Consider the following 16465-nt stretch of genomic DNA (forward strand, 5'->3'; position numbering starts at 1 on the left):
ATTTTCTCAGTTCCTTGGGACTCATTTCTAATACTTCCGTCAATATAATCACTCCTTTTTTCTTGCTATTATGTACGATTGCGGATGCTTTTAAACCATGAAAATAGAATTCTAAAATATAGATTGAAAAAAGTAGTTTGCTCCATTTATTAAATTTTCATCTTATCTTACATAGCTTAATCTGCTTCAACATCTTTTTTACCTAATTTTTGAACAAATCTTAATAGATAACCATCAGGGCCCATAATTAAAAATTCTTTTTGTCCCTTTAATTTTAGTATCAGCTCTATACCAATTCTCTTGGATATCAAATTTAATTGGATACTCGTTCTTTTTCAAACTATCATATAGTGGATCAATATCATTTTATGATAACTTGAAAATTAATTCCTCTTCCGTAGGGATAAGATAACTCCCCAGTACTCCAATGACCATTTACTTCTTCAATTATAATCTGACAGTCATCTAAAGACAGTAAAGCAAACTTATCCTCTGGTCTTTGATATTCAATTTTAAACAGGAGAATCTCCGAAAAAAATTTAAACTTTGCTCCATATCTGAAACCGATAGCTCTGGTATTAATGCATTAAGTTTGTGCAAAAATGCGTCCCCCTTTGCTTAAGTTAGTGAATATTATAACACTTACTATAGTTTCTTCTTCCATTAAACTACTTCGTTAGTCCTATAAGAAGTAAACAATTTTATTATTTTTTAAAGGACTTTATTGTCACTGAACACTTATCACATTTAAATTAAAATACGGCTCTAAGAAGAAATTGAGTCGATCCTTTTGAAAATAAAAAAAAGACGCGATAAAGCGCCTTCCAGGGAATTATGTTGAATACAATAATGAGGAGAAATGGTTTATGTCTATATTATTTTCTCTTCCAATTACTATATATTTTTAGCATACTATTAACTATAAGGAGGGAGTGCAGAAGTGGAAGAAAAGAAAGTGACGTGGTTAGAACTCTTTTATGATTTGTTATTTGTGGCGGCAGTGACGGCTGCGACTCATGTTTTACTTCATGTTGAAGATGGTCAAATCCATGCAGAGTATTTAGTAAAGTTTGTCTTAATTTTTATTCCGATCTGGTGGGCTTGGGTAGGGCAAACTATCTTTGTTAACCGGTTTGGAAAAGATTTATTTCATCAAAGGATTTTTTTGATCCTGCAAATGTTTTTTGTCCTAATAATGACATCAAGCTTATCAGCTGATTTTGATCCTTATTATCTTTCTTTTTTAATTGGCTATATTGGCTTAAGGGTCGTGACTGCAATTCAATATCTTGTTATCCAGCGTATAGAAGAGGGGGCTCGAAAAAAAGCAGCACTCTTTTTAGGAAGATATTTTTGGATTGGAATCGTTATTTCATTATTATCCGTTTTTTTTGATTCTTGGATTCGATATGCTGTGTTATATTTTGGGATTCTTATCGATATTGTTGTCCCACTGCTTGGAAGGAAGTGTCTAGAAAAGGTTCCTACAAATACAGCCCACTTGTTAGAGAGATTTGGTCTATTTTCCATTATTCTCTTTGGGGAAGCTCTTGTAAGCACTCTTGTGGTCATTCAACCTAAACAAGGAAATTGGGATTCAATAAGCTTTGCGATCATTTCATTTATCCTCATTATTTCGATGTGGTGGCAATATTTCGATAACATGGAGAAGAAACTCGACAAGTCTAAACAAACTTCTGGTCAAATTATTATTTACGGTCATCTATTTATTTTAATGTCTTTGAGTATGGTTGCAGCATCCATTAGATTATTATTTTTACATGAGGTCTATTATTCTTTTATCTTATATTTTGTTTTTGGTTCTGTATTGCTCTATTTCCTGTCAACTACAATTGTTTTTCATCAATACAGATTTGAACAACACCGCTTGAACATTTATCATTTATGCTTGTTTTTAGGAATTTTAGCAGTCTTTTTTGTTATTAATTTAATTATAGCAGTGCCGAATATTGTGATAATAGGACAATTAACCTTATTTTTTATCATCTATGCTAAATTAACAAGTACATAAATAAAAGCATCAAATAAATCAGTATCAAACTATAATACTGGTTTCTGTGTATATATTGGTAGCTTTTACATTTTGATATTAAATCTTATTATTCACGGTGACTCTGATGCAACTGTACCTTTTGAGTTAAGTGGAAAACGCACATATGATTCCATTCCTGATAGTAAACTTGCTCTAATACAGGGTGGTCCTCATGGATTAAACGCAACTCATGCAAAAGAATTTAATGAAGCATTATTAACATTTTTAAAAGAATAATCTTTGAGGAACTACCGGAGGTGGTTCAACAGCAATATCAAGAATAATAACACGAATTTATCGATTATATGTAGCGAAAGGTTATGAACTAAACAGGGAAAAAGTTGAACCAGTAATTACAACAAAAAAGCTGAATCCTATCATTAGGTCAGAATATAGAGCCGGGGAGTTTGGTTATACAATTTATCAATCTGACATTTTAGAAAGAGGAAGAGATCCATTTTATCAGTGAATTAATGACAATGACAAGATAGAAAATTATGAACTGGAAGGAGCACAATTCATATTTGGTAAAATGACCGGAAGTAATGTAAAGGGCATGAAAATGATTGTTCCTGCAAAAGGAAAGGACAGTACTTATCAAGTTGTAATCATTGATGATGTTTTAAATAAGGCTGAATTAGAGAAAATCATGATTTCCTTTTTATTTCAGTTCGAACGAAATCTTCATGTGATAAAAGAAATTAATAATCTATAAAACAAAAAAGTGAGATAGAATTTTTTTGGGTTACTTCAAAATTTTAGCTTGATGGCGATGGGGGACTACCCCATACTAGAAAAAATGATATTTTGATGCAAAGTTATGGTGCAAGCAAGAGCATTACAGTTCTATTACCAATTCATTTTTTGATATAATAGATGCGTGGCAGAAAACAGATAGAAAGATACTGCTAGTAATTGATACTTAAATGTAGGGAGATTGAACAGTGTTATGGGGACAGAAAAAGAAATTAGTTCCGCTAAATTAATATGGAAGATGACGCGCCCGCATACGTTAACGGCGACATTTTCTCCTGTAATTTTAGGGACGGTGGCATCACTTTATGTTGCCGAAATTGATTGGCTTTTATTTATTGCGATGATGGTTGCATGTTTAGCATTGCAAATCGCAACGAACTTATTTAATGAGTACTATGATTTCAAACGTGGATTAGATACAGCTGATTCTGTTGGAATTGGTGGTGGAATTGTTCGTCATGGATTGAAACCAAAAAATGTGTTAACAGTTGCGCTTTTATTGTATGTAGTAGCAGCAATTATTGGAGTTTATATTTGTATGAATAGCAGCTGGTGGTTAGTCGTCATTGGTTTAATTGGAATGGCGGTTGGCTATTTATATACAGGTGGTCCATTGCCAATTGCGTACACTCCGTTTGGAGAATTAGTTTCTGGATTGTTAATGGGGACATGTTTTGTACTCATTGCTTTCTTTATTCAAACGAATACGATAACGACTGAAAGTGTATTGATTTCCATCCCAATTGGAATTTTAGTCGGTGCAATCAATATGTCGAATAACATCCGAGATATCGAAGAAGATATTAAAGGAGGAAGAAAGACATTGGTAATCCTCCTTGGGAGAGAAAAAGCAATAGTAACACTAGCTGTAGCCTTTTTCATTGCTTATTTATGGATCGCGGTGATTGTATTGATGGGTTATATAAGCCCTTGGGCATTAGTTATGTTCCTAGGCTTGAGGAAACCAATCTCTGCCATTCAAAGTTTCCAAAAAGGGGCAAAGGATCCCGGGTATATGCGCATCGCAATGAAATCAACAGCGATGACAAATACAATTTTTGGCTTCTTATTATCAGCAGGATTATTAATTAGTTACTGGTTTTAAATAAAAAATATTGTTAAATAACTTAACCCCAATCTCTCTATATTAAAATTGAGAAATTGGGGTTTTTATTTTGCTTTTGTTTAACGGTAAGAACATTTTCATTTGAAATGCAAATACCAATACATTGCAACTTCATCACTTGTCATATCCAAGCCTTTATAAACAAGAAAATCAAATCCACCAATTACAAATCCGCATTTTTCATAAAATTTACACGCTGCGACATTATTATTTTGCGTTTCAAGCATGATACCCGTCATATTGTCTTTCTTTGCCCATTTCTTTGCTTGATCAACTAATCTTTTACCAACCCCGAGTGTACGATATTTTTTATCCACCGTTATATCTTCTATGTAAGCATAGTGATTCCAATTCTTTTTCAATACTATGAATCCAATGATTTGGTTATGTAACAGTGCTATGTAAATTACTTGATTAGGGTTATTAATATATTCATTGTACTCGAGTTCTTCATTATCATTTTGATTTTGTAAATAACTTTTTTCATAACTCGGAACGTCTTCTACTGTATATTCTATGCGTCTATTTACTTTTGAAAGAGAAAGAATTAACCGAGCATTCACTATAAAACTGTCATCAATCTCCGGGAAATTATCTAAATCATTTGTTTCTAACTCCCTAATTAAAAGGCTCATTGTGATACCTCCAAATAATAGTATTTCTTCTGGTTCTTTATTTGATCCGAATTCATTCCAATTACAAAATTATAATAGAATTTCAATAGTAAGGCTATCATTACAAGCTTTTCCTGAAAGTATTAAATTTTATAAAGAGAAAGGGTATGAATTTGGAATATATAGTGATGAGGGGCATTTTCGTTTAAACTTCCAGAAAGATCAATGTCTATAGTATAAGCTTATTTCTTTTAAAAAGTGTTTTTATTACTAAATCAATAATTAAGACAAAAGTCGATTTACTATTTTATCCCGCTTTAATGGGCAGTAAGACCTCCACCTCAAAATTCAGCGAAAGCAAAGAAGTTAGGTGGGGGATCAACTGCCCATAAAAGTCCGATTGATTCAACTAATAATCAGTGGGGGATGAAGAAAACCCCCACTGATTAAAGTTTCACTTTATAAAGAAATCGGCTCTTTCGTTTATGTATTACGTTACAAGAGCTTTCTTATTTTACCTGGAATGTCCTTTTTAGAAATACATGCAACAGAGTCTTTGTAGTAAGAGTATTTTGTTTAGGGATAATCAAAAAAACGTATATCGCAATATAAAAATTTATTTTAATACTAAAGGATACTTTACAACGATTCCTATAAATCTTTCTCAATAATTGAAAATAAAATCAATCCAGATTATTATATTGTTATTGTAAATTTATTTTATTTAAGGAGGATACATAAATGAAAAACTCAAAAGGCACTATTGAAGCAGAGATAAGCAAAGCAATTACGCACTGGGAAAAGGACTACTTAGGACGCGGGTCTATATCCGTTAAGACAGATATATTACGGGATATGATTATCGTAAATTTACAAGGTATTTTAACGCCGGCCGAATATACTGTTTGTGAAACGAAAGACGGTATGCTAACGATAAAGAAAAATCGTTCGGAGCTAGTTGAATCTGGAATTGAAGATCTGAAAGAGATTATACTCGAATTGACTGGAGAAAAAGTGAAAAGCTTTCATACGGATATAAGCTCTCGTACAGGTGAACGAGTAATGATTTTTAAATTGTTTCATAATCTTGAGGAAAAGTTTTAAAAATTAAAACCACCGTAGTGTTAGTGGGAGATAACTAAGAAGCCTAAAAGTTTTGCACTTTATTTATATTTATTAACATGATAATAATTAAAAACTTGAAATTATTTACGTATAATGAATTTTGATTGAAATACCGCTTGAAAAAATGGAAAAATAAATTGACAAACTGCTTAATATGGTTTATCTTATAATTGTTTTAAAAATTAATAGATGCTTATTTTAACTGTTTGCTATAATTAAGGCTTTAGCATTTTTTTAATATGTAATATTGACTAAATGAAAAAGTTTCTTAATTGAAAGAGAGCGCATAACATAAATTGATATATTGATTGCATAATCTAGGAGATCAGAGATATACTGCTATTTTTAATAGGAGTAATACATACATTATTATCCTCTATAAAATGGGAGCTCTTCAAAAAACTTTATTGAAGTTAGTTGAAGTGAAACCGACAATCTCCATAATTTAATGATGATATAAAATCATTGAATTATGGAAGTTGTCGGTTTTTTTTATGGAAAAAACGATGTACGAAAAAGAATTTTTACAAGTTATTTTCGTTTGGAAGGGAGTATTTTACATGTTAATTTCGCTGAGTTCATCAACACTGTTAACATTATTTTTTATGGCGCTTAGTGCTTCTTGGTTAAGTGGATTATTGTTTTTACATGCAAGGATGCCTTTACGTTTTGTTCATATCCATATTGGTATCGCTGCATTGCCTTCATTGGTTTCTTTACTCGCACTTGTTAATCACAATGGAGATAGAGTTGTAGGGCCTTGGCATCTAGATACTTTAGCTTGGTTCATGGCTTTCTTTGTTCTTACAATTGGTTTAATCATTCAGCGTTTTTCTGTACGTTACTTAATGGGAGATCGCTCATATCGAAAATACTTTGCACTTTTTACATTTACTACAGGTGTATCTTCGGTTGCATGGTTAAGTAATGATCTTCGTTTCATGATTATTTGTTGGGGAGCAACTCTTATAGGATTGGTTCTACTCATCGGGCTAAATAAAAGGTGGAAAGTAGTTAGTGAAGCAACTAAAATCTCAGGCTATTTATTTACAATAAGTTGGATTGCCTTGTTATCAGCTATCATTTGGCTGTTTCAAATAACTGGACAGTGGCAGTTAACATCAGTTTTAACGAATGAAAATGTAGCTCAATTTGGAACATTGGAGAAAACAGGAATTAACTTATTGATTATAGTAGCTGTGATGATTCCAGCAGCACAATGGCCTTTTCAGAGATGGTTAATTGAATCAGCTGTTGCTCCGACGCCTGTTTCTGCTATTATGCATGCAGGTTTAGTAAATGCTGGCGGTATCATGTTAACTAGATTTTCACCTCTTTTTCATGATGATATTGCACAAATTATTTTACTTATTTTCTCTAGTATTTCTGTCTTAATAGGAACAGGAATTAGTTTAGTCCAAGTTGATTACAAACGTCAGCTAGTAGGATCAACTATTGCCCAAATGGGATTTATGCTTATTCAATGCGCATTAGGCGCTTATTTAGCGGCTGTTATTCATTTAATTTTACATGGTTTGTTTAAAGCTACACTGTTTTTACAAGCTGGTTCTTCAGTACAACGTTTTGGGGTAGTGAAGCAGTCTAACGAAAAGATGTCCAATTTATGGATGATATTCGGGCGTGTTTTAGGATTATTTATAGCAATTGCTTTCTGGTTTATGACTTCTAGAGAGGGATATCAATTAGTTAGTGCGATCATCTTAGGCTGGTCATTATACTTTTCATGGAAACAGCTTGTTGTTTTTGGAGAGGGAAGAATGGGACGAATTGCGGGCTTAATTGTTTTGATTGGATTTTCTCTCATTTACTTTACCGTTCATAATTCTCTTTATAAATGGTTGCATACTGACATGTATCAAAGCGTTCAACCTTCAGCTCCAGCCGTTATCTTTGTTATATGTATCTTATTATTTGGTAGTGTTATTAGCACTTTCGTTACTCGTAATCAATCTTCTACTTTATTCGCTGTACTTTATCTTTGGTTCGTTCGAGTAGGTGAGGCGAGACGAAAGTCAGTAGAAAGTCACCCAAGCTATCTGAAACATTATGTATCAAAGGGAGGTAATTCGTGATGAGCATACCGTCAATATTAAGGAAAGAGACTTTAAAAAAGAAAGATACAAACATTGATCTACAAGAAAATAATATAAATGATTTAGTTGTATTTGCTAGCCGAGTTATTGCACCACTTTGGCCTATCTCTACATTTGCAGCTCATCACCCTTGGATGGGACTTGAAAAGCAATCATTTGAACAAGTCGCAAATTGGTTAAAAGAAGTTCGTAATGTGGATATTTATCCTAGTGCCTCCATGATTCATTCGGCAAAGGCGAAGGGTGAGATTAAGGAATCGTATTTACAAATTGGCTTGTCTCGTTGGCTTGATTCACAATCTTTTCATATTCCGCGAGAGACAGCGGAGCGTTTTTGCCAAGAAGCTTTAAAGTTAGAAAGATTACCTTCTAGTTTATTATCATCGCCAGAATTAAATAAATTCGCAAAGGAAATGAGTTATGTAAATACAGGAAGTATGGAAGACTCTTCTATGCAGCCAATCAGTTCACTTATAGAGAATCAAAATGGTGACAACCTATCAGATGTTCTTAATTATCATATTATTAAATGGTGTAAATTATATCTTGATGACGCTGGGGCAAGTTGGACGATGCCAAATCGGGAGAAAGGTTTTTATCGTGCATGGCACCAACTTATTAAATTCGATCCAGCGCTCAGTAAAAATGAGCGTAAAGTTTTAAAAGATTGGCCACAAGATGCCCATGTAGCTTTAACAAAAGCATTATCTGAACTAGGAATTTCTGAATCTAACATACAAGCTTACCTTGAAGGGCACTTACTTTCTTTGCCTGGGTGGGCAGGAATGATACGATGGCGCTCGCAACAATCAATTGAGGAACAGGAACTTATGATTGAATATTTAGCAATTCGAATTTCTATGGAACTGACCATTGTAAAACCTTATTTGCCTTTAACAAATCAAAAGGCTGAGAAAAAAGTTTCGATTGTCCCACTTATAGCTTCTTGGATCTATTGGGGTAATATTTCAACCCAGGAATGGTCACAAATGCCTGCAGCTGAACAAAGTGAATTATTAGCATTTGCATATCGTTTTGATGAAAATATTCGCAGGAAACTGTGGCTGGAAGCTTGGGAACAGACGCATGCAGAGCAATTAAGGGAGAAAATTGCTTCTAAGCAATGTGCAACTAATGATAAAAAACGTGTATTAGCTCAATTAGCATTTTGTATTGATGTACGTTCAGAACCGTTTCGTCGCCACCTAGAAAAATTAGGTCCGTTCGAAACGTTTGGAATAGCTGGTTTCTTTGGGTTACCAATTGCGACTAGTGAACTAGGTAGTAATGACAGCCATCCTTCTTTGCCAGTTATATTAAAACCGAAACATCAAATAAAAGAGCTCACAGATGAAAATGAATTTAAATCTTATGAACAACGTAAGATGGTAGGCAGTTCGTTACGTTATACATTTAAAACGATGAAACAGAACGTACTGACAAGTATGTTGCTACCTGAAGTAAGTGGTCCTTTACTTGGTTTACAAATGGTGACAAGGAGTTTTGTGCCAAGAAGAGTAGGTGGCTTCATTCGTAACCTTCGTAAAAATATGTTGCAAAAGCCTGATACAACTTTCTCGCTTAATCATGTTCATGATACAAACTGTGAGATACCGATCGGTTTTACGAAAGAAGAAAAAGTGAACTATGTGCGTCAAGCTTTAAAAATGGTGGGATTAACAGAAGGTTTCGCTCCTTTAGTTGTAATGTGCGGCCACAGTAGTCAAAGTACGAACAACCCTTATGCTGCAGCGCTTGAGTGTGGTGCTTGTGGCGGAGCAGCGGGAGGATTCAATGCAAGAGTTTTCGCTACTTTATGTAATCTTCCAGAAGTGAGAGAGGCGTTGTCTGCTGAAGGCATTAAAATTCCTGATGACACCATTTTTGCAGCAGCTGAACATAAAACAACAGTGGATGAATTAGAATGGATTTACGTCCCAGAACTTTCGGAAACTGCGCAAGAAGCATTTGATTGTATTGAGTCGATTATGCCGAATGTGAGTCAACATGCAAATAGAGAACGTTTAACGCAATTACCTAATTTTAAAACGAAAATAAAAAATCCGAGTAAAGAGGCACACCGATTTGCAGAAGATTGGAGTGAAATACGTCCGGAATGGGGATTAGCTCGTAATGCATCTTTTATTATCGGGCAGCGTGAATTGACTCAGGATTGTGACTTAGAAGGTAGGGCTTTCCTTCATAATTATGATTGGAAACAGGATGAAAGTGGCGATATATTAGCTAACATCATAGCGGGACCAGGAACAGTAGCTCAGTGGATAAACCTGCAATATTACGCTTCAACTGTAGCTCCTCATTATTATGGTAGTGGAAACAAAACAACCCAAACCGTAACGGCAGGTCTCGGTGTTATGCAGGGAAATGCAAGTGATTTGTTGCCAGGCTTACCTTGGCAATCCGTTATGCAGTCAGATAGTGAGACGTATCATTCACCACTTCGTTTACTAATTGTAATTCAAGCGCCTATTACATTTATAGAACGTTTGCTAAATAGTAATTTCACATTTCGAGAAAAAGTTCAAAATGGATGGGTTAGACTTGCAAGTATGGATCCAGAGGGACGTTGGAAAAACTGGTAACAATCATGTAATGAATAATCAACTATTGTTACTAGTTTAAAAGTTTCATAAATACAATCATGAAGAAGGAGTGCTATATATGAATGCAAAGAATAAAAAGGTTTTATTGTTAACAGACATTGAACACGGAATAGAGCCTATCATACAACAAGTAACTAACATTCAACGAGAAAATATGTTGACTATACACAGTTGCGATTCTGTAATTGTACATCCTTTTGGAGATATAATGAGGTCTATTATTATTGCTATTTATCAAGAAAATGTGGAAGAAATTTTTATTGTCGGAATAGAGGATAAAGAAACTGATGTAGTTAATCTACAAATTCAACTTGATTCCATAAAAAATAACAGGGAACTAGACTATCTCTTTGAAAATTGTATGCCTGAATTTTCAAGTGGTAGCCTTGATGAATGGCTAAGCGGAAAAGAAAATGTTAGTGAAAATATTGAGAAGAGTATAGACATGATTCGTCATCATCCATTAGTACCGTCGGATGTTAAAGTTTATGGTTTCAAGATTGATAAAACAGGTGGAAAAGAAACTGTTATTAAAATTCCTACTAATAAAATAGTTGAAAAAGTTAACTAATTTATTAAGGACAAATAAATTCTTATGTATGAATTGCTGTTGTATAATAAAATTTATTATGTTTTAAGAATCAGAAGGGGTAGCCATGCAAAATAAAATTATCGTTATGTTTCAAAAAGATTTTCGTTTATATGATAACCCAGCTCTATTTGAGGCTGCTCAGTCTGGTGAGGTTCTTCCGGTATATGTACAAGATGAAGCTTTTTCAATAGGAAGTGCGTCAAAGTGGTGGTTACACCATACTATAATAGATGTAAAGAAGCAACTTGAGGCATTGGGTTCTACTTTAATAATCCGCAAAGGAAATACACAGGCAGAAATACTTTCTCTCATAGAACAGTTAGGTATAACGGCCGTATATTGGAATATTTGTTATGATCCGGACAGATTACAATCTAATCAAAAAATGAAAATGATGTTAGAAGATAAAGGTATTATCTGTAAGGAATTTAATTCACATTTATTATTAGAACCGTGGATTATTAAAAAGAAAGATAACACTGAATATAAGGTGTTTACGCCTTTTTACAATGCATTTCAAAAGCAGGTAATACATAAGCCTATTAGTAAAGTGCAGAGTATAAAAGGGGGAAACTCTTTACCATCAAGCTTATCTGTTTCAGAATTACACTTGCTACCGACTATACCTTGGACATCTCATATTGAATCAATATGGGAGCCTACAGAAGGAGGGGCATACAAAACATTTAAGAAATTTTTCTCTAGCAAATTAGTCTCTTATAGTGAAGAAAGAGATTTTCCAAATCAAAATGCTCATTCGATGTTGGCACCGTATCTTTCATTTGGTCAAATATCAGTAAAGCTAATGTATCATTTCTTAATAAATAAAAGTACTGAAAAACAATGTAGTCTTTTTGAACAACAAGTGAATAGCTTTATACGTCAATTAATTTGGCGAGAGTTTTCTTATTATTTGCTATACCATTATCCATTTACAGTATATAAGCCTCTTAATAAGAACTTTGAACATTTTCCGTGGAATAATGAAGAGGAGTTATTAAGAGTATGGCAAAAGGGCGAAACTGGTTATCCGTTTATTGATGCAGGAATGCGGGAGCTATGGCAAACAGGTTTTATGCATAACCGAGCAAGAATGGCTGTGGCCTCTTTTCTTGTCAAGCATTTGTTAATTCCGTGGCAAGAAGGGGCAAAATGGTTTATGGATACACTACTAGATGCTGATATTGCAAATAATACAATGGGATGGCAATGGATTGCTGGAAGTGGAGCGGATGCATCACCATACTTTCGTATTTTTAACCCCATCACACAAGGAGAAAAGTTTGATAAAAATGGGGAGTATATAAGAAAATGGGTACCAGAATTAAGAGATATACCGAATAAATATATACATAAACCGTGGGAAGCACCTGAGCATGTTTTACAAAAGGCCAATATACAGCTTGGTCATACATATCCTTTGCCAGTTGTTGATCATAAGGCAGCGCGGGAGAGAGCACTTTGTGCATATAAAAGTATGAAAGAATTTGTATAAAATCAACGAGTCAATACTTCCAATTTATCTAAAGTATCGGCATGGTTGTTCATTCCATATTTTTTACGGGCTGCATTTGCTACATATTTATCTTGGACAATTTACAGTATAAATTAAAGAAGTAAATAAAAACTTGAGCATAATAAAAATGCTCGAGTTTTTATGTTTATTAATGATAATCTAAAATATAGAATATATACATTTTAGGGAGGTCATCTTTGTGAAGAAATGGATAAAAATTACGCTGTACTCTTTACTTGGTATTTTACTTATAGGAAGTATTAGTTTTTTTGTTTGGTCTCAGTTTAGTTATAAACCGACGAAAGAGGCTTTGTCGTTAGTGGATGATAAAAAAGATGAAGATCATATAGTTTTTGGAGAGAAAGATGCTAAAATAGGGGTTATTTTTTATCAAGGAGCTAAAGTAGAAGCCGAGGCTTATAGTTACTTAGGGGAAGCACTTGCAAAAGATGGACATTTTGTAGTAATGCCTAAGTTACCATTAAACTTAGCGATACTTGGAATAAATGAGGTAGACAGTGTAATTGAAAAGTATCCTGAAGTTCAAAAATGGTATGTTGCAGGGCATTCAATGGGCGGAGCTATGATTTCTAAGTATGCCTCTCAGCATGAAGACAAGGTAGACGGAATCATTTTCTTAGGTTCTTATCCTGCAGAGGACTTCTCTACGAAATCGATCCCGATGTTATCAATTTACGGAGAAGTAGATGCTTTAGCAACTGTAGAAAAAATAGAGAACAATAAAAAGTTCATGTCAAAGAATTCAACTATGCACATGATAAAAGGGGGAAACCATGCTCATTTTGGCATGTATGGTGAGCAAAAAGGAGATAATGCGAGCTTAATTACGCCAAAAGCACAACGAGATGAAACAGTGAAAGTAATGGAAGAATGGCTATTGAAACAATGATAACAAGTTTAATAAATTGATGGAGATCATAAAAAAAGATTCTTACTATGTAAGAGTCTTTTTTTTAAGTAATTGCTAGCATTTTTGATGTATATCCATATCTTGAATGGATCAATTCGCATGAAATAACCTTATTTGGGTATAAATATTAAAAAATTGAAGGAGTTTAATATGAAAAAAATTATAGCGGTTTTGTTTACTTGTAGCTTTCTTTTACTAGGTGTACAAGGGATGGTAGAAGCAGCGGATTCTTCAAAAGAGATTTCCTATATAGAAAACAATGCAAGTAAAATCTTTGAAAATCCAAAAGTTTTTTATAGTAAGGTTAAAAATCATACGTATCGTTCTTTCTATGTCCCTTTTAATGACGCTGAAAATCATATACAGAAAACAGTTCTATATAAAGATTTACAATCGACTATGCAATCCGAAATAGGACCGTTTGTAAGTAGAATGGCTGGCAAAGAAAAATTACTGAACATTAATCCGAATAGACAAGTTTACTTAATAGCATCATGGACAGAAACGGAAAAAAATTTCCGTGTAAAATATCTTATCGCTGATGCTGAAACAAAGACTACTCTTTGGACTGGAGAAAGTAAGGGAATGAAAAAAATAAGCTGATTCAATCAGCTTATTTATTATTTATTATTTATTATTTATTATTTATTTACTAAGTTCAATTGTCCTCTTATTTTCTCCGGAATATCCTTTTCTGCAATAATATCGTAAGAATAAACATATTTTCCTTTTACATGAATCTTTAAGTAAGTTTTTCTAATAAAATCATTAGGGGTGTTCGTTCCCACTTTATATTCTTTCTCATTGCTTAATTCATCAACACTTTTTAGTGAGTAAATAGCCCGGCCTTTATAATGATAATCTGGAACGCCATAACCTTGCGCAATGGCGTATACATTTTTTTCTTCAGCAATCGGATTAAATCTGTCTAAATCCCCGTGTAATATGAAAGGTAGTAAGTATATAGGAAGACCTATTCCTATTATGCAAATTACAAATTTCTTCATGATCGTTTCTCCTCTTGTTCATTTACATGCTTCAGTATAGAAAAAAATTCTTATGAATAAAGAGAGATTTTCTTAAGTTTTTCTTAAAAAGAGTTTTAAGGGTATTTTAACCAAACATCATGTTACTAGAACATATAGAAGAGAAAAGAAAAACTATCATCAACATGTTAAACATCTACTTTGATAGGGGAGCGAATATAGGAGAATTTACGCAATTTAGATTCTGAAATTGCACGATTAGTAGTCGTTAGGGAAGAAAGAGGGTTTAGAGTTTCAGATGTGTATCAGTTACAATTGAAAAGTTTCATCAACAACAAGAGGGAATACATGAGTAAACAAGGTAGCGAGAGATGTATTTAATGTCTTAATAGTGTAATTGTGGGAACTATTAGGATATTTTTCCTTAATATATGCATACTAAACATACTATAAAAGGTACATAGAAAGTGAGGGAATCATGGCTAAATTTTTGACACGTTTAAAATATAGAGACAACCCTAAGTCATGTTCAATACGAGACAATACTCATTTTCAGGAAAAAAATATTGAAGACTCCCTCTTAGACGCTGATTTATCCGAAAACATAGCTCATATTCAGAATATATTTCGTCAAGCGCCTGATTTAGTAATTCGGCAGTTTCAAATAACAGTAGGTGGATTAGAAGCAGCTTTAGTATATTTATCTGGATTAACAGATAAAGAATTGATTCAAAATCATGTTCTAAGCCCTTTGATGAATAGAGATTTTGATACCAATACAGAACTTCCAATTCCATTAGGACAAATTAAGATTATTAAAACATTGAGTCAGATTGAAAATGCTATTTTTGGGGGAGATAGTGTTTTATTAATTCACAGTCGAACAACAGCACATCAATTGGATACAAAAGGATGGCCACAAAGAAGTGTTGAAGATGCACATAACGAAATAGCTCTAAAAGGTGCACATCAAGCATTCATAGAAACTGGAAGTCAAAATATCGCAATGATTCGAAGATATATTCCTCATCGTGAATTAGCGATAAAAGAAATAGTAATTGGTGTACGAAGCAAAACCAAAATTTCTATTTTATATTTGAAAGATGTAGCTTCTGAAGATGTGCTGAAGGAATTAGAAACACGAATTCAAAATATTACAATCGACGCAGTGACTAGTAATGGCGAACTTATAGAATTCATTGAAGATCACCCTTACTCGCCGTTTCCGCAATTTATATTAACTGAAAGACCTGATTTGGCTGTATCTCACATTTTACAGGGCAGATTTGTAACTGTAATGGATCATTCACCTAATGTATTAATTACTCCAACAAATTTTATTTCCTTTTTTCAAGGAGTGGATGATTACGGTACAAGGTGGTTAGTTGCTTCGTCTATTCGGTTGCTTCGTTTTGTCGCCTTTATGGTTGCTTTATTTCTGCCGGCGAGTTATGTTGCGTTTATTTCCTTTAATTTTGAAGTTATTCCTGTAGAGCTATATTTATCTATTGCTGAATCAAGAACACGCGTACCCTTTTCTCCAGTTATGGAAGCATTACTTATGGAAATAACATTGGAAACGATGAGAGAAGGGGCTTTACGGATACCTACTCCGATTGGTCAGACAGTTGGAATTGTAGGTGGTATTGTCATTGGTCAGGCGGCTGTTCAGGCGGGAATTGTAAGCAATATTATGATTATTGTTGTCGCTGTTACCGCTATCTCTTCTTTTGTTATTCCTAACTATGATATGGGAGCGGCAGTAAGACTTTTACGTTTTCCAATGATGCTAGCAGCTGCCTTATTTGGAATTGTAGGACTTGTTATCGGGTGGATGACTTTAATTGGGCATCTAAGTAGTCTTAAATCGCTAGGTACTTCTTACGGAACACCATTAGCACCCTTTCGTTTTGCAGATATGAAAGATGTTTTTGTACGCTTTCCTTTATGGACAATAAGAAGGCGTCCTAAGGGGAATGGAACCAATCAAACTATTCGACAAGGAAAGAATCGTAATAAAAGGTGAAA

13 protein-coding genes and 3 pseudogenes are annotated in these 16465 nt (G+C 33.8%); 14 read left to right on the forward strand and 2 right to left on the reverse strand.

The genetic code is table 11. The features are described 5' to 3' along the window. The first annotated feature begins 940 nt into the window (after positions 1-940). The 4 genes and pseudogenes from DN390_RS08155 (at position 941) to menA (ending at position 3914) form a co-directional block, all read left to right on the forward strand. Complete coding sequence (locus tag DN390_RS08155; protein WP_060631456.1) at positions 941-2032, forward strand: low temperature requirement protein A; 1092 nt, start codon at positions 941-943, stop codon at positions 2030-2032. Positions 2033-2107: 75 nt separating this feature from the next. After that, positions 2108-2290: pseudogene (locus tag DN390_RS08160) on the forward strand (alpha/beta fold hydrolase); the annotation flags it as partial. 325 nt (positions 2291-2615) lie between these two features. Then, the gene (locus DN390_RS31055; protein ID WP_255443924.1) at positions 2616-2768 is read left to right on the forward strand and encodes a hypothetical protein; all 153 of its coding nucleotides are present in this window, start codon (positions 2616-2618) and stop codon (positions 2766-2768) included. A gap of 234 nt (positions 2769-3002) precedes the next feature. After that, positions 3003-3914, forward strand: a complete 912-nt coding sequence (gene menA, locus DN390_RS08170) for a 1,4-dihydroxy-2-naphthoate polyprenyltransferase (protein WP_147807084.1) — start codon at positions 3003-3005, stop codon at positions 3912-3914. Positions 3915-4012: 98 nt separating this feature from the next. On the opposite strand, the gene satA is transcribed toward menA, so the two are convergent. After that, complete coding sequence (satA, locus tag DN390_RS08175) at positions 4013-4570, reverse strand: streptothricin N-acetyltransferase SatA (RefSeq protein ID WP_147807085.1); 558 nt, start codon at positions 4568-4570, stop codon at positions 4013-4015. Positions 4571-4667: 97 nt separating this feature from the next. On the opposite strand from satA, the pseudogene DN390_RS31060 reads away from it, so the two are divergent. The 9 genes and pseudogenes from DN390_RS31060 to DN390_RS08220 form a co-directional block, all read left to right on the forward strand. Further along, a pseudogene (locus tag DN390_RS31060) lies at positions 4668-4784 on the forward strand (polysaccharide deacetylase family protein); the annotation flags it as partial. 506 nt (positions 4785-5290) lie between these two features. Beyond that, positions 5291-5653 carry a Na-translocating system protein MpsC family protein gene (locus tag DN390_RS08185; protein ID WP_147807087.1) on the forward strand — a complete coding sequence of 121 codons (363 nt, stop codon included), beginning with the start codon at positions 5291-5293 and terminating at the stop codon, positions 5651-5653. Between the two features lie 581 nt (positions 5654-6234). Then, complete coding sequence (locus tag DN390_RS08190) at positions 6235-7767, forward strand: NADH dehydrogenase subunit 5 (RefSeq protein ID WP_147807088.1); 1533 nt, start codon at positions 6235-6237, stop codon at positions 7765-7767. After that, entirely contained in the window at positions 7767-10391 is a 2625-nt protein-coding gene (locus tag DN390_RS08195; protein WP_147807089.1) for a DUF2309 domain-containing protein, read from the forward strand. The genes DN390_RS08190 and DN390_RS08195 overlap by 1 nt, the downstream gene beginning before the upstream one ends. A gap of 79 nt (positions 10392-10470) precedes the next feature. Further along, a complete protein-coding gene (locus DN390_RS08200) occupies positions 10471-10983 on the forward strand; it encodes a carbonic anhydrase (RefSeq protein WP_147807090.1) in 513 nt (170 codons plus the stop codon). Positions 10984-11068: 85 nt separating this feature from the next. Further along, positions 11069-12499: a cryptochrome/photolyase family protein gene (locus tag DN390_RS08205; protein WP_147807091.1), complete on the forward strand. Its 1431-nt coding sequence runs from the start codon at positions 11069-11071 to the stop codon at positions 12497-12499. Positions 12500-12514: 15 nt separating this feature from the next. After that, positions 12515-12616: pseudogene (locus DN390_RS08210) on the forward strand (tryptophan-rich sensory protein); the annotation flags it as partial. 103 nt (positions 12617-12719) lie between these two features. Continuing rightward, a complete protein-coding gene (locus DN390_RS08215; RefSeq protein WP_147807092.1) occupies positions 12720-13430 on the forward strand; it encodes an alpha/beta hydrolase in 711 nt (236 codons plus the stop codon). A gap of 171 nt (positions 13431-13601) precedes the next feature. Further along, positions 13602-14054, forward strand: a complete 453-nt coding sequence (locus DN390_RS08220) for a hypothetical protein (RefSeq protein WP_147807093.1) — start codon at positions 13602-13604, stop codon at positions 14052-14054. Positions 14055-14092: 38 nt separating this feature from the next. Here DN390_RS08220 and DN390_RS08225 read toward each other — a convergent pair whose 3' ends face one another. Beyond that, entirely contained in the window at positions 14093-14458 is a 366-nt protein-coding gene (locus tag DN390_RS08225) for a YxeA family protein (RefSeq protein WP_147807094.1), read from the reverse strand. A 457-nt stretch (positions 14459-14915) separates the two neighbouring features. Between DN390_RS08225 and DN390_RS08230 the strand changes: the two genes are divergently transcribed. Beyond that, on the forward strand, positions 14916-16463 hold the full coding sequence (locus tag DN390_RS08230) for a spore germination protein (protein ID WP_147807095.1): 1548 nt from the start codon (positions 14916-14918) through the stop codon (positions 16461-16463). The last annotated feature ends 2 nt before the right edge of the window (positions 16464-16465 follow it).

The organism is Bacillus sp. SH7-1 (assembly GCF_008042405.1).
Taxonomy (GTDB): Bacteria; Bacillota; Bacilli; order Bacillales; family Bacillaceae_G; genus Bacillus_A; species Bacillus_A thuringiensis_N.